At 62.2% G+C, this 22,359-nt stretch carries 25 protein-coding genes; 10 read left to right on the top strand and 15 right to left on the bottom strand.

Annotated elements, in window-relative coordinates; all coding sequences use genetic code 11:
- Window positions 1-5: 5 nt before the first annotated feature.
- Complete coding sequence (kup, locus tag NKT35_RS09285) at window positions 6-1,871, bottom strand: low affinity potassium transporter Kup (protein ID WP_254300715.1); 1,866 nt, start codon at window positions 1,869-1,871, stop codon at window positions 6-8.
- Window positions 1,872-2,204: 333 nt separating this feature from the next.
- On the opposite strand from kup, the gene NKT35_RS09290 reads away from it, so the two are divergent.
- Together NKT35_RS09290 and NKT35_RS09295 are read left to right on the top strand one after the other, a co-directional pair.
- The gene (locus tag NKT35_RS09290; protein ID WP_254300716.1) at window positions 2,205-3,911 is read left to right on the top strand and encodes a proline--tRNA ligase; all 1,707 of its coding nucleotides are present in this window, start codon (window positions 2,205-2,207) and stop codon (window positions 3,909-3,911) included.
- A 131-nt stretch (window positions 3,912-4,042) separates the two neighbouring features.
- Window positions 4,043-4,654 (top strand): lytic transglycosylase domain-containing protein, encoded by a 612-nt coding sequence (locus NKT35_RS09295; RefSeq protein ID WP_254300717.1) that lies wholly within the window; start codon window positions 4,043-4,045, stop codon window positions 4,652-4,654.
- An 84-nt stretch (window positions 4,655-4,738) separates the two neighbouring features.
- On the opposite strand, the gene NKT35_RS09300 is transcribed toward NKT35_RS09295, so the two are convergent.
- Genes NKT35_RS09300 through NKT35_RS09310 form a run of 3 tightly spaced genes read right to left on the bottom strand, consistent with a single transcriptional unit; the run spans window position 4,739 to window position 6,991 of the window.
- Window positions 4,739-5,407, bottom strand: a complete 669-nt coding sequence (locus NKT35_RS09300; protein ID WP_254300718.1) for an ABC transporter ATP-binding protein — start codon at window positions 5,405-5,407, stop codon at window positions 4,739-4,741.
- Window positions 5,404-6,471: a hypothetical protein gene (locus tag NKT35_RS09305; protein ID WP_254300719.1), complete on the bottom strand. Its 1,068-nt coding sequence runs from the start codon at window positions 6,469-6,471 to the stop codon at window positions 5,404-5,406. Before NKT35_RS09305 ends, NKT35_RS09300 begins: the two co-directional genes overlap by 4 nt.
- Before the next feature lie 22 nt (window positions 6,472-6,493).
- A complete protein-coding gene (locus NKT35_RS09310) occupies window positions 6,494-6,991 on the bottom strand; it encodes a MarR family winged helix-turn-helix transcriptional regulator (protein WP_254300720.1) in 498 nt (165 codons plus the stop codon).
- Window positions 6,992-7,227: 236 nt separating this feature from the next.
- Between NKT35_RS09310 and guaD the strand changes: the two genes are divergently transcribed.
- Both guaD and NKT35_RS09320 read left to right on the top strand, forming a co-directional pair.
- On the top strand, window positions 7,228-8,538 hold the full coding sequence (gene guaD / locus NKT35_RS09315) for a guanine deaminase (protein WP_254300721.1): 1,311 nt from the start codon (window positions 7,228-7,230) through the stop codon (window positions 8,536-8,538).
- A gap of 473 nt (window positions 8,539-9,011) precedes the next feature.
- Window positions 9,012-9,173 carry a hypothetical protein gene (locus tag NKT35_RS09320; protein ID WP_254300722.1) on the top strand — a complete coding sequence of 54 codons (162 nt, stop codon included), beginning with the start codon at window positions 9,012-9,014 and terminating at the stop codon, window positions 9,171-9,173.
- A gap of 132 nt (window positions 9,174-9,305) precedes the next feature.
- On the opposite strand, the gene NKT35_RS09325 is transcribed toward NKT35_RS09320, so the two are convergent.
- On the bottom strand, window positions 9,306-9,734 hold the full coding sequence (locus NKT35_RS09325; protein WP_254300723.1) for a carboxymuconolactone decarboxylase family protein: 429 nt from the start codon (window positions 9,732-9,734) through the stop codon (window positions 9,306-9,308).
- A complete protein-coding gene (locus NKT35_RS09330) occupies window positions 9,731-10,009 on the bottom strand; it encodes a DUF2798 domain-containing protein (RefSeq protein WP_254300724.1) in 279 nt (92 codons plus the stop codon). The genes NKT35_RS09325 and NKT35_RS09330 overlap by 4 nt, the downstream gene beginning before the upstream one ends.
- A 99-nt stretch (window positions 10,010-10,108) precedes the next feature.
- Between NKT35_RS09330 and NKT35_RS09335 the strand changes: the two genes are divergently transcribed.
- Window positions 10,109-11,002, top strand: coding sequence for a LysR family transcriptional regulator (locus tag NKT35_RS09335; protein ID WP_254300725.1), 894 nt, complete (start codon window positions 10,109-10,111; stop codon window positions 11,000-11,002).
- Window positions 11,003-11,035: 33 nt separating this feature from the next.
- On the opposite strand, the gene NKT35_RS09340 is transcribed toward NKT35_RS09335, so the two are convergent.
- The 4 genes from NKT35_RS09340 to NKT35_RS09355 are packed head-to-tail and all read right to left on the bottom strand — an operon-like array spanning window position 11,036 to window position 12,873.
- Window positions 11,036-11,554, bottom strand: a complete 519-nt coding sequence (locus NKT35_RS09340; RefSeq protein ID WP_254300726.1) for an RDD family protein — start codon at window positions 11,552-11,554, stop codon at window positions 11,036-11,038.
- On the bottom strand, window positions 11,551-11,937 hold the full coding sequence (locus NKT35_RS09345; protein ID WP_254300727.1) for a DUF3106 domain-containing protein: 387 nt from the start codon (window positions 11,935-11,937) through the stop codon (window positions 11,551-11,553). The genes NKT35_RS09340 and NKT35_RS09345 overlap by 4 nt, the downstream gene beginning before the upstream one ends.
- Complete coding sequence (locus tag NKT35_RS09350) at window positions 11,930-12,310, bottom strand: DUF3619 family protein (RefSeq protein WP_254300728.1); 381 nt, start codon at window positions 12,308-12,310, stop codon at window positions 11,930-11,932. The genes NKT35_RS09345 and NKT35_RS09350 overlap by 8 nt, the downstream gene beginning before the upstream one ends.
- Window positions 12,307-12,873 (bottom strand): RNA polymerase sigma factor, encoded by a 567-nt coding sequence (locus tag NKT35_RS09355; RefSeq protein ID WP_254300729.1) that lies wholly within the window; start codon window positions 12,871-12,873, stop codon window positions 12,307-12,309. Before NKT35_RS09355 ends, NKT35_RS09350 begins: the two co-directional genes overlap by 4 nt.
- 194 nt (window positions 12,874-13,067) lie before the next feature.
- Between NKT35_RS09355 and ilvB the strand changes: the two genes are divergently transcribed.
- The 5 genes from ilvB to NKT35_RS09380 all read left to right on the top strand — a co-directional run bounded on the left by ilvB (window position 13,068) and on the right by NKT35_RS09380 (window position 17,187).
- Window positions 13,068-14,834 carry a biosynthetic-type acetolactate synthase large subunit gene (gene ilvB / locus NKT35_RS09360; protein ID WP_254300730.1) on the top strand — a complete coding sequence of 589 codons (1,767 nt, stop codon included), beginning with the start codon at window positions 13,068-13,070 and terminating at the stop codon, window positions 14,832-14,834.
- A gap of 10 nt (window positions 14,835-14,844) precedes the next feature.
- Window positions 14,845-15,336 carry an acetolactate synthase small subunit gene (ilvN, locus tag NKT35_RS09365; RefSeq protein WP_254300731.1) on the top strand — a complete coding sequence of 164 codons (492 nt, stop codon included), beginning with the start codon at window positions 14,845-14,847 and terminating at the stop codon, window positions 15,334-15,336.
- A gap of 45 nt (window positions 15,337-15,381) precedes the next feature.
- Window positions 15,382-16,398 (top strand): ketol-acid reductoisomerase, encoded by a 1,017-nt coding sequence (ilvC, locus tag NKT35_RS09370; protein ID WP_043578325.1) that lies wholly within the window; start codon window positions 15,382-15,384, stop codon window positions 16,396-16,398.
- 210 nt (window positions 16,399-16,608) lie between these two features.
- On the top strand, window positions 16,609-16,860 hold the full coding sequence (locus NKT35_RS09375) for a hypothetical protein (RefSeq protein WP_254300732.1): 252 nt from the start codon (window positions 16,609-16,611) through the stop codon (window positions 16,858-16,860).
- A 30-nt stretch (window positions 16,861-16,890) separates the two neighbouring features.
- The gene (locus tag NKT35_RS09380) at window positions 16,891-17,187 is read left to right on the top strand and encodes an NfeD family protein (RefSeq protein ID WP_254300733.1); all 297 of its coding nucleotides are present in this window, start codon (window positions 16,891-16,893) and stop codon (window positions 17,185-17,187) included.
- A gap of 145 nt (window positions 17,188-17,332) precedes the next feature.
- Here the strand turns inward: NKT35_RS09380 and NKT35_RS09385 are convergent, their stop codons facing one another.
- The 5 genes from NKT35_RS09385 to NKT35_RS09405 all read right to left on the bottom strand — a co-directional run bounded on the left by NKT35_RS09385 (window position 17,333) and on the right by NKT35_RS09405 (window position 22,356).
- A complete protein-coding gene (locus NKT35_RS09385) occupies window positions 17,333-18,394 on the bottom strand; it encodes a ferritin-like domain-containing protein (RefSeq protein WP_254300734.1) in 1,062 nt (353 codons plus the stop codon).
- A 178-nt stretch (window positions 18,395-18,572) separates the two neighbouring features.
- The gene (gene asd, locus NKT35_RS09390) at window positions 18,573-19,415 is read right to left on the bottom strand and encodes an archaetidylserine decarboxylase (RefSeq protein WP_254300735.1); all 843 of its coding nucleotides are present in this window, start codon (window positions 19,413-19,415) and stop codon (window positions 18,573-18,575) included.
- A gap of 257 nt (window positions 19,416-19,672) precedes the next feature.
- Entirely contained in the window at window positions 19,673-20,494 is an 822-nt protein-coding gene (locus NKT35_RS09395) for a class I SAM-dependent methyltransferase (protein WP_254300736.1), read from the bottom strand.
- 28 nt (window positions 20,495-20,522) lie between these two features.
- Window positions 20,523-21,161 carry a phenazine biosynthesis FMN-dependent oxidase PhzG gene (gene phzG, locus NKT35_RS09400; protein WP_254300737.1) on the bottom strand — a complete coding sequence of 213 codons (639 nt, stop codon included), beginning with the start codon at window positions 21,159-21,161 and terminating at the stop codon, window positions 20,523-20,525.
- Window positions 21,162-21,186: 25 nt separating this feature from the next.
- A complete protein-coding gene (locus tag NKT35_RS09405) occupies window positions 21,187-22,356 on the bottom strand; it encodes a PhzF family phenazine biosynthesis protein (protein WP_305883472.1) in 1,170 nt (389 codons plus the stop codon).
- Window positions 22,357-22,359 lie beyond the last annotated feature (3 nt).

Genomic DNA, 22,359 nt, shown 5'->3' on the forward strand with positions numbered 1-22,359 from the left:
AGGGTTTACAGCTCGACTTGCGCGCCCAGCTCCACCACCCGGTTGGCGGGCACCTGGAAGAAGTCGGTCGCGCGCAGCGCGTTCTTGCTCATCCAGACGAACAGCTTTTCGCGCCAGCGCGCCATGCCGGGGTGCTCGGTGGCGACGATGGTTTCGCGCGACAGGAAGAAGGACGTATCCATCACTTCCATGGCGAAGCCTTCCTGGCCGCACTTCTCCAGCACCTCTAGCACATTGGGCTCTTCCTTGAAGCCGTAACGCGCTACCACGCGCCAGAACGAGGCCGACATCTGCACGATGTCCAGTCTTTCGTCTTCCGGCACGAAGGGGATGTCCTCGGTGCGCACCGTCATCAATACCACCCGCTCATGCAGCACCTTGTTGTGCTTGAGATTATGCAGCAGCGCATGCGGCACGCCGTGCAGCGTGCTGGTGAGGAAGACAGCCGTGCCCTCCACCCGCGCCGGCGGATAGGCTTCCAGGTTGCGGATGAAATCGTCCAGCGGCAGGGCTTGATCGCGCAGGCGCTTGAACAGGATTTCGCGGCCCTGTTTCCAGGTGCCCATCAAGGTGAAGATGATCATGCCCAACACCAGCGGCAGCCAGCCGCCGTCCGCCACCTTGTGGACATTGGCGGCGAAGAAGGCGGTGTCGATCACGCCGAACACGATGGTGATGCCCAGCGCCAGCGGCAGCGGCCAGCGCCAGTTCACGCGCGCCACCACGAAGAACAGCATGGTGGTGATCAGCATGGTGCCGGTCACTGCGATGCCGTAGGCGGCTGCCAGGCTGGACGAGGTCTTGAAGGTCAGCACCACCACCAGCACGGCCACCAGCAGCGCCCAGTTGATGAAGGGCATGTAGATCTGGCCGATTTCCTTTTCCGAGGTGTGGCTGACGGCCAGACGCGGGCAGTAGCCCAGCAGCATGGCCTGGCGGGTCAGCGAATAGGCGCCGGAAATGACCGCTTGCGAGGCGATGACGGTGGCCAGCGTGGCCAGGCCTATCATGGGCAGCAGCGCCCAATCGGGCGCGGCCAGGAAGAAGGGGTTCTTGATGGCGGACGGGTCGCGCATCAGCAGCGCGCCTTGGCCGAAGTAGTTCAGCGCCAGGCCGGGCAGCACCAGGCCGAACCAGGCGCGGCGGATGGGCTTGTTGCCGAAGTGGCCCATGTCGGCGTACAGCGCTTCGGCACCGGTCAACGCCAGCACCACCGAGCCCAGGGTCAGGAAGGCGTGGAAGCCGTGCTGGGTCAGGAAGCTGACCGCGTGCCAGGGATTGAGCGCCTGCAATACGGCCGGCTGCTGCATGATCTGGTTCAGGCCGATGATGCCGAGAATGGCGAACCAGACCGTCATCACCGGTCCGAACAGCAGGCCGACGCTGGCGGTGCCGTGTTTCTGCAGCAGAAACAGCGCCACCAGCACGCAGACCGACATCGGCAGCACATAGGCCTCCAGGCCGGAGGAAACGACCTCCATGCCTTCGGCGGCGGACAGCACCGACACGGCCGGGGTGATGATGGCGTCGCCATAGAACAGCGCCGCGCCGAACAGGCCCAGCATCACGATCTTCCAGCGGGCGGCATGGGTGGTGTAGTGCCGCGCCAGCGCCATCAGCGCCATGATGCCGCCTTCGCCGCGGTTGTCGGCGCGCAGCACGAAGGCCACGTATTTGACCGACACCACGAAGATCAGCGACCAGAAGATCAGCGACAGAATGCCGAAGATATTGTCCGGCGTGGTGGGGATGTTCTGGCTGACGAAACACTCGCGCAAGGTATAGAGCGGGCTGGTGCCGATATCGCCGTATACCACGCCGAGCGCAGCCAGGGTCAGGCCAGCCATCGCCTGTTTATTGTGATCCTGCATAAGCTTCCATAACGGTTGTGCAGCATGGCGGTTAGGGCGCCGGGCCGCGATGAGTCAGGGACTGCGAGCTTGCCGCTCTCTTCATTGTTGGCGACGGGAGCGGAATAAAAAAGCCGTAAAAATCCCAGGCAGGGCGCAGGGTACTCCAGAGTCCGCGCGCAGCCAAGCATGGCTAGGGACGGCAAGGCAGGCCGGTTGTGCAGGTGCAACAGCGGATAGTCCTTGTCGGGATAAAGGGCTTGACTTGCCGCCGTGACGGCGCGGCGCTTGGCCGCCAGGCGTTGCAAACGCTACAATCGTCCACATTGATCAGACACATTCCAAGGACGCATCATGCGCGCATCGCAGTTTTTCATTTCCACCCTGAAAGAGGCGCCCGCCGACGCCGACATCACCAGCCAGAAACTGATGATCCGCGCCGGCTTCATCCGCAAGCACGCCGCCGGCATCTATTCCTGGATGCCGATGGGCCTGCGCGTGCTGCGCAAGGTTGAAACCATCATTCGCGAGGAAATGAACCGCGCCGGCTCCATCGAAGTGAGCCTGCCGGTGGTGCAGCCGGCCGAACTGTGGCAGGAAACCGGCCGCTGGGACGCGATGGGCGCCGAACTGCTGCGCTTCAAAGACCGCCATGACCGCGATTTCGCCCTGCAGCCGACCGCCGAGGAAGTGATCACCGACATCGCCCGCCGCGAGCTGCGCAGCTACCGCGCGCTGCCGAAGAACTTCTTCCAGATCCAGACCAAGTTCCGCGACGAGCGCCGTCCGCGTTTCGGCGTGATGCGCGGCCGCGAGTTCACCATGAAGGACGCGTATTCGTTTGACCGCAGCGCCGAGGACGCCGGCAAGAGCTACGACAATATGTACGCCGCCTATCGCCGCATCTTCGACCGCTTCGGCCTGACCTACCGCGCGGTGGCGGCCGATACCGGCGCCATTGGCGGCGACCGCTCGCATGAATTCCAGGTGATCGCCGACACCGGCGAGGACGCCATCGTTTACTGTCCGCAATCGGAATACGCCGCCAATATCGAGCTGGCCGAAGCCGTAGCGCCGGCAGGCGAGCGCGCGGCCGCGGCAGCCGCCTTGAGCAAGGTGCATACGCCCAAGATCAAAACCATCGCCGAACTGGTCGATTTCCTGAAGATAGACATCAAGCAGACCGTCAAGGCGGTGGTGGTGGAAGGCGAAGAGGGCGAAGCGGTGCTGATGCTGGTGCGCGGCGACCACGAATTGAACGAGGTGAAGGCCCAGAAAGTGGCCGGCATCAAGAACCCGCTGGCCTTCGCCAGCCCGGCCGCCATCCGCGACGCCTTCGGCGCCAACCCCGGCTCGCTGGGCCCGGTGGGCTTCAAGGGGCGCGTCATCGCCGACCGCACCGTGGCCAAGATGGCCGACTTCGCCATCGGCGCCAACGAGGACGACCAGCACTATACCGGCGCCAACTTCGGCCGCGACTGCGCTGAGCCGGAAGTGTGCGACATCCGCAACGTGGTGGAAGGCGACGCGTCGCCGGACGGCCTGGGCGTGCTGGCCATCCAGCGCGGCATCGAAGTGGGCCACGTGTTCTACCTGGGCACCAAGTACTCGGCCGCGATGAACGCCACCTTCCTGGACGAAGACGGCAAGCCGAAACCGTTCGAGATGGGCTGCTACGGCATCGGCGTGACCCGCATCCTGGGCGCCGCCATCGAGCAGAACTACGACGACAAGGGCATGATCTGGCCCGATTCCATCGCCCCGTTCGCGGTGGTGCTGTGCCCGGTGGGCTATGACCGCTCCGAAGCGGTGAAGGAAGCCGCCGACAAGCTGTACGCCGATCTGGCCGCCAAGGGCGTGGATGTGATTCTGGACGACCGCGGCGAGCGCCCGGGCGCGATGTTCGCCGATTGGGAGCTGATCGGCGCGCCGCACCGTGTCACCATCGGCGACCGCGGCCTGAAGGAAGGCAAGGTCGAGTACCAGCACCGCCGCGACAGCGAAGCCACCGCCGTCGCCGCCGATGCTATTCTGGAGCATGTCCTCTCCAAGCTGGCCTGATGAAACCGACCTCTTTCCCTCCAGCCTGTGAATCGCCGCGCCGGATCGCGGCGGTTTGCTCGCCTCTCCCCTGGCGGGAGAGGGGGCGGGGGAGAGGGGGCGTCCTTTTTAGGCAGGCGTTAACGCCGGTCTTGGTCCTGGCCGCCATTTTGCTGTCCGCGCCCGCTTGGGCCGGCGCGCAAAAAGAGGAGGCCTTGTCCGCCAACGTGGCCTCGGCGATGAGCCGCTCCATTTCCGACGTCAACGCGCCCAAGCTGGTGTTCGACGATCCGCGCGAAGGCCAGGCCTGGCTGGCCGAGATGTCATCCCGGCTGCAAAAGAAAATTCCGGACCCCTGGGTGCGCGAGCGCCTGCTCACCGCCATCCAGTACGAAGCCGTTCGCGCCGGGCTCGATCCGCAATTGGTGTTGGGCCTGATTCAAGTGGAGAGCGGCTTCAATAAATACGCCATCTCCGGAGCCGGCGCACGCGGCCTGATGCAGGTGATGCCGTTCTGGACCCGCCATATCGGCACGCCGCAGCATAATCTGTTCGACCTCACCACCAATCTGCGCTATGGCTGCACTATCCTGCGCTACTACCTGGACGTGGAGCGCGGCAATCTGTTCCGCGCGCTGGGCCGCTACAACGGCAGCCTGGGACGGCCGGAATACCCGGACCGGGTGGTGGGCGCCTGGAAGAAGCGCTGGGCCTGGACGCCGCCTGCGGGCTTGCGCCTGGCGGCCGACAAGCGGCCGCGTTGAGGGCGGATGCCCCGCAGGGGGCGATCCGCCGGGAGCCTGTGATGTGGAGAATGGCGGAACGCCCGATAAGACCGGGCTTCCGCCCTACGCGGGTTCAATCAATAAAGGGTCGCTGGCCTTGGCCAGCCGCGCGAGGCGGCTGTCGCCGATTTCCCATTCGCTGTCGGTTGGCAAAGCAATCTGCGCTTGATGGCTGGTGAACAGCACGATGGCGCCGCGCCGTTTCGCCTCCAGCATCTCTGTTTCCAATACCCGCAGCGAAGCCTGATCCAGCGCGTTGAAGGGCTCGTCGAACAGCAAGAGCGCGGTTTGGCTGGCCAAGGCCAGCGCATGCTGGAACTTGTGGCGGCTGCCCAGCGACAAGTGCGACATCGGCTGCTCCGCCATCGCTTCCACCGCGAAATCACGCAATAGTTTGAGCCAGCGAGCCATGTCGAAATCGGGAAACAGCTGCGCGGCCATGTGCTGGAATTGCGCGGGAGTCAACCAGGGCAGCGGCAAATCCTCGCTGCCGGAAAAGCACAGCTGGCGACGGTAGTCGACCGGCTGCGTGCGCTCGGCTATGCCATTGAGCGAAACGTTGCCGACATAGCCGGCCTGCGCGCCGGCCAGTGTCCGCAGCAGGCTGGATTTGCCGCTGCCATTGCGGCCGCGCAATTGATGGATGCCAGGCTCCAGTTGCAAGGACAGGTTTTCCGCGATCACTCGGCCAGGATAGGCGATGCCCACTTGTCGCAAGATTAGGGTATTCATCCGGACAGCTCCGACAGGAATGCCAGCTGCAGACCCCAGCTCAGCAGGTAAAAGGGATAGGACTCGGCCAGCGGTTTGGCGTGGGCTGAACGCAGCAGCAGGCAAAAGCCAAGCATGGAGACGCCCAGCCATAGCAAAGGCGTCAAATGCGCCGCCGGCTGAAAAAGCATGAGCGTGATGAATAAGAGGCTAAGGGTGAAATAGGGCGCGAGGCCCAGTGCGGTGGCGTGCCATCGCAAACGCCTGGGCTGCAAGGGCCAGTGGGCCAACTGAGTCTGGAGCTGTTGGCGGCTGCGCTCCAGGCTGTCATGCCATAACTTGCCAGCCAGTTGTAGCAGCGTGAAAACCAGCATCGCCAGCAGCATCTGGTAATGCCAGCTCAACAGCGTGAGCGCCAGGGCGAGAATTGGAAACGCCGCCAGCAGCAATGCGCGCCATTTGGCGGGCAGGGTAGCCAGCGTGTGGTTGAGAGGCAGCCATAGATACAAAGGCCGGGCGCGCCATGGGGGCTGATATAGCCGATGGCGACGGGACTGCTGCCATTGCAGCCATAGCCAGAGCAGGCCGCTCGCAAGCATCCAGCTGAGCAGGCCAAGCCCGCTTAGCCGCATCAAGCTGGCGGAGGACACCCAGCCGCCGCGCAGCCAGGAGGTTACAGCGCTGAACAGCAGCAAGCCGGGCAGGGCGGAGCAGGCGATGAGCGCCAGTAAAATATCAGCGAGGCGATGCCAAACGGCGGGAATGGGCAAGCTGGCGAGCAGGGACGACAGTTCCGGCGGGCGCAGCCTGTCGACGCTGGACAAGAAAGGCAGCCAGAACAGCAAGGCATAGCTGGCGATCAGCAGGGGGAAAGGCCAGCCGCGCAACGCGGGCAGCCAGAAAATCGCGGCGTCGCCGCCGTGCGCCAACAAATAGAAATAGGCCAGCGCAGGCAAAAACAACCACCAGACCCGGCGGCGCAGCAATTCGGCTAGCGAATGGCGAAAGGCCTGCCAGCGCAGGCCCAGATAGCAGACAAACATGCGGAAAGCGGACGCTAGGGAAAGAGACAGCTTTTCATGCATGTCATGGGCATGTCAATGCGACTTAGTCTTCTTGCGACTGCAGCATCTTCTTCAGCAGGCCGGCCAGCGTTTGGCGCTCTTCCTCGCTGAGCATGTCCAGCAACTCGGCCTCTGCGGCCAAGTGATGGCCGGCGGCGTCTTCTATCACCTGGAAGCCTTTGGGCGTCAAGGTGACGATCACGCCGCGGCGGTCGTCCGGATCGGGCGAGCGGCTCACCAGTGCGGCCTCTTCCAGCCGGTTGATGCGATTGGTCAGCGCGCCGGAGGAAATCAGCACCATGCCTTGCAGCTGGTTGGGCGACAACTGATACGGTTCGCCGCCGCGGCGCAGGGCCGCCAGCACGTCGAATTCGCCTACATTGAGATTATGGCGTGCCAAATCCTGCAAAACCCGGCGGGTGATGAAGTATTCCATCCGCACAATGCGGCCGATCACTTCGGTGGCGGAGGTGTCGAGGTCGGGGCGGACTTCGTTCCACAGGGCGACGATACGGTCAATCTGGTCTGGTGCTTGCTGCATGCTGCGGGTTCCAATCCAAAGAAGGCAAACGCGATCGGGCGCAAGAGTATCACGACTTGAAAATATACTATCTTCATGTAAAGGAAAAGCGGCATCGCCGTGAAACTTGCGTTTGATCAGCTTGACTTGCCCTGCCGCGATGATCGGCGTTATAGTTACATGTGAAGATTCTTTATATGAAGATAGTTGACGAGTAAACCGTCAAACCAAGGCCGCGGACGCGGCGGGAGCAGAGCTTGAAAACAGCGGTACGCGGCGATGTGCTGACCTTCCGGGGCAATCCCTTCCGGCAGGCCGAGCAGGATAGCCTGGTGTTCCAGCGCGACGCGCTGGTGGTGATGGAAAATGGCCGCATCGCGGCATGCGGGCCGGCGGCTGAGCTATTGGCCACGCTGACGCCGGATGTGGCTTTGACGCACTATCCCGACCATCTGATCCTGCCGGGCTTCATCGATTGCCACGTCCATTATCCGCAAACCGAGATGATGGCCGCCTTCGGCGAGCAGCTGCTGGACTGGCTGCATCATTACACCTTCGTCACCGAGCAGGGCTTCGCCGACGAGCTGCATGCGCGCGAAGTGGCCCAGGTCTTCTTGTCCGAGCAGCTGCGCAACGGCGTCACCACCGGCTGCGTGTTTGGCACGGTGCACCCGGCCTCGGTGGAAATGCTGTTCCAGGAAGCGGCGCGCATCAATTTGCGCATTCTGGCCGGCAAGGTGTGCATGGATCGCCATGCGCCGGACGCCTTGCTGGATACGCCGCTGACCGCTTACGAGGATTCGCGCGCGCTGATCGAGCGCTGGCATGGCCAGGGCCGCGCCGAATACGTCATCACCCCGCGCTTCGCTCCCACCTCCAGCCATGGCCAATTGGAAATGCTGGGGGCGCTGGCGGCGGAGTTTCCCGATGTCGCCATCCAGTCGCATATTTCGGAAAACCTAGACGAGATCGCCTGGGTCAAGCAGCTGTTCCCCGGTTGCCGCGACTACGCCAGCGTCTATCAGCGCTACGGGCTGCTGCGGCCGCGCGCCATCTATGGCCATGGCATCCATCTGTCCGGTGAGGAGCTGGATGCCTTCCGCGACAGCGGCGCCTCGCTGGCGCATTGCCCGACTTCCAATTTCTTCCTCGGCTCCGGCAGCCTGAACCTGCGCCCTTGCGTGGAGAGCGCGCGCCCGATTCCGCTCGGCCTCGGCACCGATCTGGGCGCCGGCACCAGCTTCTCCATGCTGCAGACGATGAATGCGGCCTATATGGCGGCGCAGAGCCACGGCAAGCCGCTGTCCGCCGTTCAGGCTTTCTATCTGGCCACCCGCGGCGGGGCCGAAGCGCTGGGCATCGCCGACAAGGTCGGCAGCATCGCGCCGGGCATGGAGGCCGATCTGGCGGTGCTCAATCTGCGCTCCACGCCGCTGCTGGATTTCCGCATGCGCTATGCCCGCGACCTCTCCGAAGCCCTGTTCATCCAGATGATGCTGGGCGACGACCGTGCGGTGGCGGCGACGTATGTCAGTGGATCAAAGGCGTATCAACGACTACTGGTTTGAATGTTTTGAAAATATGGCTGCTTATCCCGTTTTCTGTCGAGGGGGTGGGCTGTTGTCTGATAACAAGGGGATGGCATGGAGCCATCCCTTTTTTGTGGAGAACTTTTGTTTTCAAGGCGGGCTGTGGGTAAGTTTGCTATCCAGTGGTGCTTGGCAGGAATAAGCCACCGCATTGCAGTGGACGGTATTGGGCAATAAGTAATGACAATAAAGTAAAAAATAGTGTGAAAGTTAAGTTGCAATTCTTGATTCAATGTAAATTGAATTGACTTCAATTTAATAAAATGCTTATTTTATCTTAAAAATGCAATTTTTAATCATTATTATAGTTATAAGTGAATTATTTATTTATAAATAATAAAATTTTAGTCATGTTAAACCTATGTGCAATTAAGATGTTGACATAATATTATTCCGAAGATAAATTTTAATGGCATTAAAAGTGCAAATCACTCAAAAAAGGAGAAATAATTATGTTTAACAATAAAATTGAACAGCATTCTGCTGCTGAAGTTGTCGAGCTGTCTTCCCGTGAACTGGATTTGGTTGAGGGTGGCGTCGATGTTTCTGTGAAGGTTACTGCTGGAAGCGGTGAGAAGCCGAAAATTGAAGTAACTGCTACTTGGCACTTCTAAGCAAGATATTTGTGCTGCTCCGTCTTCAGTGGTGGCCGCGTAACGGACTCTAGCGGAAGGTTTGGGCGGCAAGGCCGAAAAAGGCGGCTGGCAATCATTGTCAGCCGCTTTTTGCTTTTGCGGCGAGTGGGCTTACTGCCTCACCGCCACCGCAATGCGGGTGAAGGCGTTCATCAAGGCGATGGCCAGCGTCAGGTCGGAGATTTCCGCGTCGCTGAAGTGCTCGCGCAGGCTTTGATACAGGCTGTCCGGCGCGCGGCTTTCGCCGATGCGGGTCACCGCTTCGGTCCAGGCCAGCGCGGCTCTTTCCCGCGGGGTGAACAGCTTTTCTTCCGCCACATCCCATCCAGCCAGCGCATCCAGTTTTTCCTGGCTTTCGCCCTTGCGGCGCAGCGCATGGCTGTGCAATTTCAGGCAGAACACGCAGCCGTTGAGCTGGGCGATCCTCAAATAAGCCAATTCGATCAAAGGCAGGCCCAGCGGGCTTTCCGCCAGCGCGTTCTTGCAGGCCAGCAGGCCCTGGTAAGCCTTGGGCGACAGTTGGGTGTAATCCACTCTCATGATCTTGCTCCTTTGGTGTTGAGGGCCGGCGTGTCGCCGGCGGATGAGTCGAAGCGCGCCAGCAGCGCCCGCGTCAGTCGCTGCAGCGACGGGGCCAGCAACAATACCGACGCCAGGGCCAGCGGCCAGGCCAGGCCGAAGGCGCGCAGCCACAGCGAGGCGAAGTCGGCATGCAGGCCGTGATTCAGCGCGGTGAACCAGGCCGTCATGATCAAGGACATCGCCGCCGACATCAGCGACGAGAACAGCAGGCGTTGGCGAAGGGCGGGGGACATAGGGCGCGCTCCATTCAGGTTTCGACGAGTGGAGTCTAGTCAAAATCGAATTGCGAAAATAGAATGAAAAAATCAATTTCAAATTTCATTTTTGCAATCATGCTGGATGATCTGGAACTATTTGTGGCGATTGTCGATGCCGGCAGCCTGAATGCCGCGGCCAAGCGGCTGGGCATGCCGGCCCCGACTCTGACCCGCCGGCTGCAGGCCTTGGAGGCCAGACTGGGCTGCAAGCTGCTGAGCCGCAGCGCGCGGCGGATGGCGCCGAGCAATGAGGGCTGGCAATACTACGAGCGCTGCAAGCCTTTGCTGACGGCTTTGCGGCAGGAGACGGCGGCCCTGGATGGCGCGCTGAACCGGGTGGAGGGCGTGGTGAGGCTGTTGGCGCCCTTGAGCATGGCCAATGACATGCTGGTGCCGGTGTGGTCGCGCTTGCTGCGCGATCATCCGCAGCTCAGGCTGGAGTTGAAGCTGAACAACAGCCTGGATGATTTATACAGCGGCATGGCCGATCTGGCCTTGCGGGTGGGCGAGCAGTCGGATGCCTCGCTGCGGCAGCGCAGGCTGGGCGCGGTGCGCACCATCCTGGTGGCGTCGCCCGCTTATGCGGCTGCGCATGCCATGCCGGGAACGCCGCAGGAGCTGGCTGCGCACAAGCTATTGCTGGCCGAGCCGTTCGAGCGCTGGAAGCTTAGGCATAGGGAGAGCGGAGAAGAGGCGGTTTGGCCTGTCGAACCGGCGGTGCGGACCAACGATATGCTGCTGACGCGCCGCCTGGCCGAGGAAGGCGCGGGCATCGCGGTCAGTCCGCTCAGCATTTGCCATCGGCAATTGGCGGATGGCCGCTTGGTCCGGGTGTTGGGCGAATGGGAAATCGCCACCCGGCCGGTTTACGCGGTGTGGCCGGAGCGGCGCGTGTTGCCGGCGAGGGTGAGGATGGTGCTGGATGCGCTGCTGGAGTTTGCGGCCGACCTGCCGCAGTTGCAGGGCTGACGCCTCTGGCTCGCCGGCTTGGCGGCCAAGCGCTTACTTTCCGCCGCGCGCCGGCTTGGGCAGCAGCAGCAGGCGGGTGCCGGCCAGCCTGTCGTGCAGGTGGCGGCGGTCTTTATCGTAGAAGCGGGACAGGAAGGGCACCAGCCACCACAGCAGCGCCAGCCACTTCAGGGCTGGGTGGTCGCCGTAGCTGCGCTGCCAGCCCAGGTAGGAGATCACTGGCAGGCCGACAAACAGCATGGCGGCGATGGCGTAGCGCATCAGCGCCTGCGGCCAGCCCAGCAATTGGCCGTCGGCGCGCACCAGCCGGATATGCCAGGTTTTCATCGCCGCGGTCTGGCCGCTGCGGGTCCAGCAATAGCCGAAATAGGCGAACAGCACGCCGGCGACGGCTAACTGGATCAGGCTGTGCAGCAGCCAGGAGTCCTGGCCCAGCATCAGTTGCAAAGGCGTGAGCACGGCGCTGCTGATCAGCATCATGGCGACGATGAGCAGCGATTCGTAAAACAGGCTGGCCAGGCAGCGCGCCAGGCTGGGCGGGGTATCGGTCATTGGGCGGAAGAGGCGTTTTGTTGGCGCAGGCGTTGGATCACCTGCTGGCGTTGATCCGGCGGCAGCTTTTGCAGCTTGTCCCAGTTGCCGCGGATTTCGTGGCGTTGCTGCGGGGTCAGTTCGGACCAGGCTTTGAGGTTTTGCTGCACGCGCTGTTTTTGCTCGGCCGGCAGCGCGCGGTAACGCGGCACGATGTCCAGCAGGTGTTGTTTTTTCTCGGCGGAATAGCGGTTCCATTCGCCCGCCAACGGCGCCAGCACTTGCTGTTGTTCTACGCCGAGTTGTTCCCAGCGCGGGTCGCTGGGCGGGGATGCCTGGCTGGCGGGAGAGCACAGGCCGGCCAGCAGGGCCGCCGCAGCGAACAAGCGCGGGAAGCTAGTCATGCATCCCCCGGCTGAAATGCGGCTCCAGCAGGGCGTTGAGCGGGATGTCCTGCGACAGCACGGCCGCGTCGACGACATCGGTTTCCAGCAAAAAGCCTTCCAGCAGCAGCATGCCGGCGCCGGTGGCCAGCGCGAAACCCAGCGCGGCGCCGCCGCGGCGCAGCAACAGCGTGTGGCGCTGCACCCATAACGACACTTTTTCCTTCAGGCGCATCGGCTGCTGGACGCGCTCGTCGAAGCGCTCCATCGCGGCCATGCGGGCCTGGCGCAGCTTGGCTTGTTGCGTCGGCGTGGGATCGGTGTTGCGGGTGTCGAGAATGCGGGTGATATGGGACGGCAGATGGTCGCCCTGGCTATCGTGGGGGTGTTTCATAGCAATACTCCCTTCTGCGCGAGAATGGCGGCAAGGGTGTGGTTGGCGCGCGAACAGTGGGTCTTCACGCTGCCTTCCGAGCAGCCCATCACCAGGGCGGTCTCGGCGACATCCAGTCCTTCCCAATAACGCAGCAGAAAAGCCTCGCGTTGACGAGCTGGCAGGAGCTGCAGCGAGGCGTCTATCATCTCGGCCACTTCCTTGCGCTGATACCACTTTTCCGGATTGGTGTGCGCCTCGTCGGCGGCGACGTCCAGCGTCTCCAGCGGGTCGAGGGTGTCGTCTTCGGCGTGAGTGGGGATCAGCGAGGACAGCAGGGTGCTGACAAAGCTGCGCACCTTGCTGCGGCGATAGTGATCGCGGATCGTGTTCTGCAGGATGCGCTGGAAGATCAGCGGCAGCTCTTCCGCCGGCGCGTGAGCGTAGCGGTCGGCCAGTTTCATCATCGAATCCTGCACGATGTCCAGCGCATTGTCTTCCTGACGCACCGCGTATAGCGCCTGTTTGAAGGCGCGCTTCTCCACCGACTCGAGGAAGTCGGCCATTTCTTTGCGGCTTGCCATCTGTGCGTTTCAAGTTGATGCCAACCAATGATGGTAGCAGAGCAGAAATCTCTAGGCTAGTCCGTTTTTTTTGCCTGAAATAACCGTGGTTTAGCGTTATTTTGCACCTGCACAAAATCACTTGACCATGGTTTGAGCCTTAGGCTAAGGTCTTTGAGCAAACGGGATGAAATCAACTAAGAAATAGAGGCGATATGCAGATATCGGGCGCCGAAATACTGGTCCGCTGCCTGCAGGAAGAGGGAGTCGAATTTGTTTTCGGCTACCCGGGCGGCGCGGTATTGGAAATTTACGATGCCATCTTCCGGCAAGACAAGTTCAAGCACGTGCTGGTGCGTCACGAGCAGGCGGCCGTGCACGCCGCCGACGCCTTCTCGCGTTCCAGCGACAAGGTGGGCGTGGCCTTGGTCACCTCGGGACCGGGCGCGACCAACGCCGTCACCGGCATCGCCACGGCTTATCTGGACTCCATCCCGCTGGTGGTGATTTCCGGCCAGGTCGCCACGCCTGCCATCGGCCTGGACGCGTTCCAGGAAGTGGACATGGTGGGCATCACCCGGCCGTGCGTGAAGCACAATTTCCTGGTGAAGGACGTCAACGATCTGGCGGCCACCATCAAGAAGGCTTTCTATATCGCCCAATCAGGCCGTCCCGGCCCGGTGGTGGTGGATATCCCCAAAGACGTGACGCAGCATCGCGCCGAGTTCCATTACCCGGACAGCGTGCACATCCGCTCTTACGTGCCGGCTACCCGCGGGCACAGCGGACAGATCAAGAAAGCGGTGAACCTGCTGCTTGAGGCCAAGCGTCCTTTCATTTATGTCGGCGGCGGCGCGGTGCAGGGCCGGGCCGAGGCTGAAGTGACCGAGCTGGTGCGCATGCTGGGCGTGCCCTGTACTAATACCTTGATGGGCCTGGGCGCTTATCCGGGTTCGGACAGCCAGTTCCTGGGCATGCCGGGCATGCACGGCACTTACGAAGCCAATATGGCGATGCAGCATTGCGATGTGCTGGTGGCGGTGGGCGCGCGCTTCGACGACCGCGTCATCAGCGTGCCATCGCACTTCCTCAGCCGGCCGAAGAAGATCATCCACATCGATGTGGATCCGTCCTCGATCTCCAAGCGAGTGAAGGCGGACATTCCCATCGTCGGCGACGTCAAGCTGGTGCTGCGCGACATGCTGGAGCAGCTCAAGCAGTCCGGCGGCAAGCCGGACGCCGCCGCGCTGGCGCAATGGTGGAAGCAGGTGGAGGCGTGGCGCGGCCACAACTGTCTGCTCTACACCCCGTCCGATGAGCTGATCAAGCCGCAGGCGGTGGTGCAGACGCTGTATGAAGTCACCGGCGGCCAGGCCATCGTCACTTCGGACGTGGGCCAGCACCAGATGTGGGCGGCGCAGTACTACAAGTTCGACCGCCCCAAGCAGTGGCTGAACTCCGGCGGCCTCGGCACCATGGGCTTCGGCTTGCCGGCGGCCATAGGCGCGCAGCTGGCGAACCCTAATGCGCAGGTGGCTTGCATCACCGGCGAGGGCTCGATCCAGATGAACATCCAGGAGCTGTCCACCGCCAAGCAATACCACACCCCGGTGAAGGTGCTGGCGCTGAACAACCGCTATCTGGGCATGGTGCGCCAGTGGCAGGAGTTCTTCTACGGCACCCGCTATTCCGAGTCCTATATGGACGCGCTGCCGGACTTCGTCAAGATCGCCGAGGCCTATGGCCATATCGGCTTCAAGGTGGAGAATCCGTCCGATGTGGAGCCGGTGTTGCGCGAGGCGTTCAGCGACAAGCTGAAAGAGCGGCTGGTGTTTATCGACTTCCGCACCGATCAGTCGGAAAACGTGTTCCCGATGATCCAGAACGGCAAGGGGCTGGATGAGATGGACCTGCCGCCGCATATGCGCGATATCCAGCAGGTGCCCTTCGAGAACAACCGTGACTACGGCAATATGTGCTAAGGCGGCCGGCATGCGACATATTTTATCCATCCTTCTGGAAAACGAAGCGGGCGCCTTGTCCCGCGTGGTGGGGCTGTTTTCGGCCCGCGCCTACAACATCGATTCGCTGACAGTGTCCACCACCGAGGACCCGACGCTGTCGCGGATGACCATCGTCACCCACGGTTCCGACGAAGTCATCGAGCAGATCACCAAGCAGCTCAACAAGCTGATCGAGGTGGTCAAGGTGATAGACCTCAACGAATCCGAGCACATCGAACGCGAGATGATGCTGATCAAGGTCCGCGCCCTGGGCAAGGACCGCGAGGAGATGAAGCGCATGGCCGACATCTTCCGCGGACGCATCATCGACGTGACGGAAAAGACTTACACCATCGAGCTGACTGGTACGAGCGAAAAGCTTGGCGCCTTTATCGAGGCGGTGGACCGCGCAGTGATCCTGGAAACGGTCCGTACCGGCGCATCCGGCATTGGTCGAGGCGAGCGGGTTCTGAAAATCTGAGCAGGGCAGCAAGTCCCTTAGCAAACAAATACCAAGGATAAAGAAATGAAAGTTTATTACGACAAAGACGCCGATCTCTCCATCATCAAGGGCAAGAAAGTGGCCATCATCGGCTACGGCTCGCAGGGCCATGCCCATGCGCAGAACCTGAAGGAGTCGGGCGTCGACGTCATCGTCGGCCTGCGCAAGGACGGCGCGTCGTGGAAGAAGGCTGAAGCGGCCGGCCACAAGGTCAAGGAAGTAGCCGAGGCGGTGAAGAAGGCCGACGTGGTGATGATCCTGCTGCCGGATGAATCGCAGCCGGACGTCTACCACAAGGACATCGCGCCCAACCTGAAGAAGGGCGCGGCGCTGGCCTTCGCCCACGGCTTCAACATTCATTACAACCAGATCGTGCCGCCGGCCGATGTGGACGTGATCATGGTGGCGCCCAAGGGCCCGGGCCACACCGTGCGCTCCGAGTACCTGAAGGGCGGCGGCGTGCCGACCCTGATCGCCGTTTACCAGGACAAGTCCGGCAAGGCGCGCGATGTGGCGCTGTCCTACGCCGCGGCCAACGGCGGCACCAAGGGCGGCGTGATCGAGACCAACTTCCGCGAGGAAACCGAGACCGACTTGTTCGGCGAGCAGGCCGTGCTCTGTGGCGGCGCCGTCGAGCTGGTGAAAGCCGGCTTCGAGACGCTGGTGGAAGCCGGCTACGCGCCGGAAATGGCCTACTTCGAGTGCCTGCACGAGCTGAAGCTGATCGTCGACCTGATGTACGAAGGCGGCATCGCCAATATGAACTACTCGATCTCCAATAACGCGGAGTACGGCGAGTACGTGACCGGCCCGGAAGTGGTGACCTCCGCCACCAAGGAAGCGATGAAGAAGGCGCTGTACCGCATCCAGAGCGGCGAGTACGCCAAGATGTTCATCCTGGAAGGCAAGACCAACTACCCGTCCATGACCGCCCGCCGCCGTCTGACCGCCGCCCATCCGATCGAGAAGGTCGGTGCCGAGCTGCGCGCGATGATGCCGTGGATCGCCAAGAACAAGCTGGTGGACCAGTCCAAGAACTGATCTGACAGTTTAGCTTGATCAGACAAAGCCGGGCATTTGCCCGGCTTTTTTATTGATGGCGATAAAGATTATTTAGCTATGAAATGAAATATATTTTTATTTTAAAGCTAAATAATGAATTATTATTTCATTGTCATTTAATTTTGTGGGATTATTCACCTACCGAGCGAGATCGGTAAAATTTGAAATCCATTTTGAAGAGGGTATGAAATGAAAGAGTTGATACTGTTGGAAATCGAAGCGGTGAATGGTGGAGCGGATGTCAAGCAAGTTGCAATCGGCTTGGGCGTGGCAACGGTCGGCGCGCTCGCGGTGGCCGCCGCTCCCGTCGCTTTGGGCGCGGGCTTGGCTGCGGCCTCTGTGGGCTTGGGTGGGATAGGCGCGGCTTCCACCGCGGTGGGCCTGTGGTGGGCGGATAAGTGTTCCAGCCCGGGACGCGGCCCTTGCTTTGCTAAGGATTAAACGTTGAATTAGGGCGAATAAGGCGCGCAGATGGGCGGCAAGTCGATCTGCGCGCCTTACCGAGAAAATGACGGCGAGGCGCGCATGAATTCAGTTTCTTGGACTTATGGCTATTACTGCATGTTTATGTTGCTGATGATGCCGGTCGCTGCGCTGCTGGCATCGCGTTTCAGTCTGGCAATGGGCATGGGCTGGATAGGACAATTACTGTCGATCGCCGCGGCGAGCGGCGCGATGGGGGTTGTTGCCGTCTTATTGCTGATGAGATGGCAGGATCAAGCGCGACGCCGACTGGGCAGTCATGATCAAGCTTCGGGCAAAACCTGATTTTGGAAAAGCGTCGCGTTTGTCATCCGGGCAGGGGCGGATGACGGGAAAGGCGTGCGGATGGCGAGGCAGGATAAATAAAATCAGGGAGCAAAGCTTGCTCCCTGCTGCGCTCGCCTTCAATGTTTTGTCGGGAGCGCTTGGTTCAGTGAGTGGGAAAGGCCGGCACCGCGCCGGTTTGCCAGACGGCGGTGATCAGGTTTTGCAGATTGAACATGCTGGTGTAGAAGCTGTCAGGCATCTGCTGATTCGGCTGCGCGGCGTTGAAGCCGGTTTGCAGTTCGGACAGGAAGGCGCGGAAGCCTGTTTGAAGCTGGATTTGCGCTTGGGCTTGTTCGGCCAGCTGTTGCTTGTCAGGGTTCGGAATCAGCGGGTAGGTGGCGGGGATCCAGCGCCGGGCGTCCAGAAGCAGGATGTTGAGGATTTCGTTGAATTTCAGAAAATGGCTTTGCGAGGGGTCGAAATCGCTGGGGTCGTAATTGGCGGGGTTTTCCGCCGGCGGCTGGTCGCGGGGCGGGATTTCCTCGGTGGCGCGGTTGCCCTCGCCTTGCTTGACGATGGCCTGCATCGCCGCCAGCGCCTGGTCCAGGCTGTTGATGGTCTGGCTGAAACCGATGCCCTTGCTGTTCTTCTGGGTGTAGTCGGTGAAGTTGGCCTGCTGCTTGGTGTTGGCGGCGGCGCCGACGTATAGGTCCTTCCATTGCAGCGACACGGCGATTTCCAGCGCCTGGTATAGCTCGCCTATCGAGTTGTAGCGAGTTTGCTTGTTCCAATCCGGTTTGCCCGCGGGCTCGGGCAGTTCGATCACACAGAACAGCTTCAGCTGGTTGATGTCCAGCGGCCCTAGCTGAACCTGGTAACCGGCGTACTTGGGTGGCACATCGGGTTTGAGGAAGGGGATGCCTTCCGCCTCTTCATAAGTCGGGAAGGGGTATTGCGGCGCATAGCCCAGCGCATTGCATAGATTGGAGATCAGCTCCAGATGCAGCATTTCCTGGATCACCACGCTTTCAATCAGTTTGGCGGTGGCGGGATAGGCTTGTTGATTATTGGCGTTCAGCCCCTGGATGGAATACAGGGTGGTCAGGTAGAGCGGGATGGTCCACAGCTCCACATCCACCGCGGCCTGTAGATTGTCGTAGAGCTCCTGCTTGCTCCAGGTAGCCGGGTTGTGGATGGTTTTGCGCAAGACATCGGCGATATGCATGACAGCCTCCTCCGAGGGACGGTTGCCCTTCCGGCAAACGATGCCGTAGGTGCCTTGTCATTTTAGATAGGCAATCGATAATTCCCATTTGATAGTTATTTCTACTTATCAACCCTGCTGAGTGAGAAAAGCAAAACGCGGCGCAAGGCCGCGTTTGTCTGCCGAGATGGCAATTGGCTCAGTCGGCCATTTTCTCGCCCATGCGCACCGGGCTGGCGGCCTGCCATTGCGGGTTGAACTTGAGCGGGCCGGCCGGGTACAGCAGCACCACGGTGGAGCCGAGTAGGAAGCGGCCCATCTCTTCGCCCTTGGCCAGGCGGATGTCCTGGCTGCGGTAATCCCATTTTTCCACCGCCGGTCGGCGCGGCGGATTGACCACGCCGTGCCAGACGGTGGCCATGCTGCCGACGATGGTGGCGCCGACCAGCACCATCACGAAGGGCTGGCCTTGCTCATCCTCGAATACGCACACCACCCGCTCGTTGCGGGCGAACAACCGGTCCACGCCGCGCGCGGTGGCGGGATTCACCGAATACAGATCGCCCGGCACATAGGTCATTTCCAGCAGCTTGCCGGCGCAGGGCATGTGGATGCGGTGGTAGTCGCGCGGGCTGAGGTAGATGGTGGCGAAATGGCCGTCGGCGAAGCGCGCCGCCAATTCGGCGTCGCCGGCCAACAGCGCGGTGGCGCTGTAATCGCGGCCCTTGGCCTGGAAGATGCGGCCGCTGTCAATGGCGCCTAGCTGGCTGACCTCGCCGTCCACCGGGCAGACCAGTCGGGCGTCGGCCAAGGGGCGCACGCCCGGTTTCAGCGCGCGGGTGAAGAAGTCGTTGAAGGTGGCGTAGGCCGCCGGGTCGCTATTGGCGGCCTCGTTCATGTCCACCCGGTAGCGGGCGATGAAGCGGCGGATGGCCGCCGTGGTGATGCCGCCGCCTTGCCAAGAGGCGAGGCAACCCGCCAGCCGGGTCAGCGCCAGCTTGGGCATCACATGTTGGGACAGCACGAACAGGCGCTCGGACACGGGCGTTTCCTGGAAAATGAAGTGAACCTCGCATTATATCCCAGCTAGGCGGGGATGGCGCGCGGCGCGCCGCTGTCGTGGCGAAGCTGGATTTGCAGCGTTTGAGAATGGGCCATCGCCAGGAGGGAGGATAAGGGGCGTTTACGGCGCAGCGGGTGGCGAATGGCCGAGATCGGCGCTCGAAGTTTTGCGCCGCGCGGCTATCGGCATCGCGCAGGCGCGAACCGAATAGCCGCCGGCTGAGCGGCTTATGTCGCTTAGGGCGCCAGGATGGCCGAGGCGAACCAGCCGGCCGGAATCGGCGCGACTTGCCGGCCATGGGCGATGGCGGGCGAGGTCGAGGCGAATGTGGCGGCGCGCCAGCCGTCTCGTCCCAGCCAGTCGGCGATGTCATCGCGCGCGGACAGCCAGCGCGCGCCTTGCGACTCGACGCGCGCCCGCGCCTCCCGGCCCTCTTCCTGCAGCATGCGGGTGTCGAGGTGCTCGAGCAGCAGCGAGCTGCCGGCCGCGGACAGCGCGGTGATCCGGTTGATCAAGGCATCGCCGTCTTGTTCGCTTAAATACATGAGGAGCCCTTCGACCAGCCAGATCGTCGGCTGGGCGGGGTCGTAGCCTGCGGCGAGCAGGGTTTGCTCCCAATCGGTCGTCAGATCGGCGGCCAGGGGGCGCCACTCGCACTGCAGCGGCAGGCGGGAGCGGTTAACGAGTTCGCGCTTGAAGGCGATCATCTCGTCGAGATCCAGCTCGAACCAGCGAGTGCCCTCCGGGCAGGCCAGCCGCAGGGCGCGGCCGTCCATGCCGGCAGCCAGGGTGACGATCTGGCGGATGCCGCCTTCCAGCGCCGCCTGGATGGCATCGTCGAAAAAGCGGGTGCGCACCACGAAGTACTGGGGAAACTTGGCCAGGCGCGCCACATTGCTGACGTGGGCGTGGGTTTCGGTGCCCTCCAGCTGGTCTATCAGCGACGCGGCCAGCGGGTCGAGAAACAGCGCGTCCGGGCGCTGGCTTTCCGCATGGCGTTGCCAGGCGATGAACAGGGCGGTTTGGCCGACGCCGGCCGGAATATCGAGAGTCGTCACAAGCTGGCTTCCTTGTCTGAAAGTGGGGTCAGGGTTGCAGGTGGGAGGTTTTCCAGATGGACCCGTCGAGATCGTATTTCAGCCGATGATGCAGCCGATCCGGACTGGGCGACCAGAATTCCATTTCTTGCGGTTCAATGCGGTACGCGACGAAGCGGCTGGGCCTGGGCAAGGCCTTGCCGGTGGCGAACAAGGCGTCGGCCTCGCCGAGCAGGGCGGCGCGGTCGAGCAGTACATCGCTTTGGCTGGACGCGGTCGACATGGCGTGCATGGGCACCGGGCGGGCGAACCAAAGCGTGTCGGCCTCTTGCTCGTCCAGCAGGACGGCCCGGCCGGAGATCATGATTTGCTGGCCGGTCTCGCGCCAATACAGAATGCCGGAGACCCAGCCGGTTTCCGATATCTCCCGTCCCTTGCGGCTGGAGGCGTGGGTGCAGAATACCAGGCCGCGCTCGTCTATCGAGTTGAAGGCGATGATGCGGGTGGATGTCCGCCCGTCTTTGCCGGCGGTGGCCAGCGCCATCGCCTTGGGTTCCCGCACCGGCAGCGTTTGCGCATGGTCCAGCCAGCGGCGCATCAGCGTCATCGGGTTGGGCGGGGGCGCGTCATATTCGGGGAACGGGATATCAACCCGTCCGGTCAGCGTCTCAAATCGGCTGGTCTTCATCAGTGATGCTCCGATGCGCGATGGCTTAGAGGGTCAGCCGGCCATGGGCGGCGACGACGCCATGCCCGCTGACCTCGACCGATTGGATGTCTCGCGCATGGCCCTTCACCAGCGCGAACAGATGCGAAGGCCGCTGGATTTCCACGCCCTGCAGGATGTGCAGCGGCTGCCCCCAGTCGATCAGGCCGTGCTGCGCCAGATGGATGGCGATCGGCCCGGCGGCCGAGCCGGTCGCCGCGTCCTCGGTGACGCCATAGGCGGGGGAGAACATGCGGCAGCGCCAATGATCGCCGGCCGGCGCCAGGCAAATCGCCGACATGTCCTCGAAATCGGCGAGCGCGCGGTGGTCAGGCCGGACATTGGACAGGGCTTCGACATCCTTGCACACCACCAGCACATGGCGCGGGCCGTTGCGGTAGGCGGTGACGGGCAGGACGGAAGAGGCCAGGCCCAACGCCTCCAGCAGGCGATCCGCATGCTGATAGGGCTCCCAGCTTGGAATGGGCTGGCGCATGGTGACGAAGGCGCGGCCGGCCTGCTCGGGCTCGGCATCGAAGCGGAATAGCCCCATGCCGGTTTCGAACACAAACGCGGGTTGATCCCTCAAGTGCCTGAGCGCGACGGCGGTGCCCAGCAGCGGATGGCCGGCGAACGGCAGCTCGTTGACCGGCGTGAAGATGCGGACATGGCAATCCCCGCCTTGTTTGGGCGGCATCACGAAGGTGCATTCGGACAGATTCATTTCGCGGGCGATGCTTTGCATGCGCTCCGCCGGCAGCGGCTGATCCAGCAGGAAGACGGCGACGGGATTGCCTTCCAGCGGGGTGCGGGTAAAGGCATCCACCACGATATAGTCTATGCCCGCGCCGCCATGCGGTTTCAGTCCGGCGAGCCACGGCAGGGCGCGGTCCCGCTCGGCGGTCGCCGCCACGGCGAATCGCGCGCGCAGCGAAGGCGGCTGGCCTATCAGTTGCTGCGCGCGGTTGGGCGGCAGCTGCTCATTGGCCGGGCGCTCGCCATCCCACAGCATGAGCGCGCCCCAGCGCTTGGTTTCTGGATCGAAGATCCAATGCTTGCGCGCCAGGCCGGGCACGCGAGTCCACGCGTCCACGCCTTCTTCGCGCAGTTGGTTTTGCAAGGACGCTAGCGTTTGCGGAGGGGTGTCCAGGTCCCACCACACGATGTCGATGTTCATGCA

This window comes from Chromobacterium sp. IIBBL 290-4 (assembly GCF_024207115.1).
In the GTDB taxonomy this organism is placed as follows: domain Bacteria; phylum Pseudomonadota; class Gammaproteobacteria; order Burkholderiales; family Chromobacteriaceae; genus Chromobacterium.

What these genes read in the sequence shown, in the direction of transcription:
- kup (WP_254300715.1), bottom strand. Translation starts at nt 1,871, where the DNA reads ATGCAGGATCACAATAAACAGGCGATGGCTGGCCTGACCCTGGCTGCG.
- NKT35_RS09290 (WP_254300716.1), top strand. Translation starts at nt 2,205, where the DNA reads ATGCGCGCATCGCAGTTTTTCATTTCCACCCTGAAAGAGGCGCCCGCC.
- NKT35_RS09300 (WP_254300718.1), bottom strand. Translation starts at nt 5,407, where the DNA reads ATGAATACCCTAATCTTGCGACAAGTGGGCATCGCCTATCCTGGCCGA.
- NKT35_RS09305 (WP_254300719.1), bottom strand. Translation starts at nt 6,471, where the DNA reads ATGCATGAAAAGCTGTCTCTTTCCCTAGCGTCCGCTTTCCGCATGTTT.
- NKT35_RS09310 (WP_254300720.1), bottom strand. Translation starts at nt 6,991, where the DNA reads ATGCAGCAAGCACCAGACCAGATTGACCGTATCGTCGCCCTGTGGAAC.
- NKT35_RS09320 (WP_254300722.1), top strand. Translation starts at nt 9,012, where the DNA reads ATGTTTAACAATAAAATTGAACAGCATTCTGCTGCTGAAGTTGTCGAG.
- NKT35_RS09325 (WP_254300723.1), bottom strand. Translation starts at nt 9,734, where the DNA reads ATGAGAGTGGATTACACCCAACTGTCGCCCAAGGCTTACCAGGGCCTG.
- NKT35_RS09330 (WP_254300724.1), bottom strand. Translation starts at nt 10,009, where the DNA reads ATGTCCCCCGCCCTTCGCCAACGCCTGCTGTTCTCGTCGCTGATGTCG.
- NKT35_RS09335 (WP_254300725.1), top strand. Translation starts at nt 10,109, where the DNA reads ATGCTGGATGATCTGGAACTATTTGTGGCGATTGTCGATGCCGGCAGC.
- NKT35_RS09340 (WP_254300726.1), bottom strand. Translation starts at nt 11,554, where the DNA reads ATGACCGATACCCCGCCCAGCCTGGCGCGCTGCCTGGCCAGCCTGTTT.
- NKT35_RS09345 (WP_254300727.1), bottom strand. Translation starts at nt 11,937, where the DNA reads ATGACTAGCTTCCCGCGCTTGTTCGCTGCGGCGGCCCTGCTGGCCGGC.
- NKT35_RS09350 (WP_254300728.1), bottom strand. Translation starts at nt 12,310, where the DNA reads ATGAAACACCCCCACGATAGCCAGGGCGACCATCTGCCGTCCCATATC.
- NKT35_RS09355 (WP_254300729.1), bottom strand. Translation starts at nt 12,873, where the DNA reads ATGGCAAGCCGCAAAGAAATGGCCGACTTCCTCGAGTCGGTGGAGAAG.
- ilvB (WP_254300730.1), top strand. Translation starts at nt 13,068, where the DNA reads ATGCAGATATCGGGCGCCGAAATACTGGTCCGCTGCCTGCAGGAAGAG.
- ilvN (WP_254300731.1), top strand. Translation starts at nt 14,845, where the DNA reads ATGCGACATATTTTATCCATCCTTCTGGAAAACGAAGCGGGCGCCTTG.
- ilvC (WP_043578325.1), top strand. Translation starts at nt 15,382, where the DNA reads ATGAAAGTTTATTACGACAAAGACGCCGATCTCTCCATCATCAAGGGC.
- NKT35_RS09375 (WP_254300732.1), top strand. Translation starts at nt 16,609, where the DNA reads ATGAAAGAGTTGATACTGTTGGAAATCGAAGCGGTGAATGGTGGAGCG.
- NKT35_RS09380 (WP_254300733.1), top strand. Translation starts at nt 16,891, where the DNA reads ATGGGCGGCAAGTCGATCTGCGCGCCTTACCGAGAAAATGACGGCGAG.
- NKT35_RS09385 (WP_254300734.1), bottom strand. Translation starts at nt 18,394, where the DNA reads ATGCATATCGCCGATGTCTTGCGCAAAACCATCCACAACCCGGCTACC.
- phzG (WP_254300737.1), bottom strand. Translation starts at nt 21,161, where the DNA reads ATGAAGACCAGCCGATTTGAGACGCTGACCGGACGGGTTGATATCCCG.
- NKT35_RS09405 (WP_305883472.1), bottom strand. Translation starts at nt 22,356, where the DNA reads ATGAACATCGACATCGTGTGGTGGGACCTGGACACCCCTCCGCAAACG.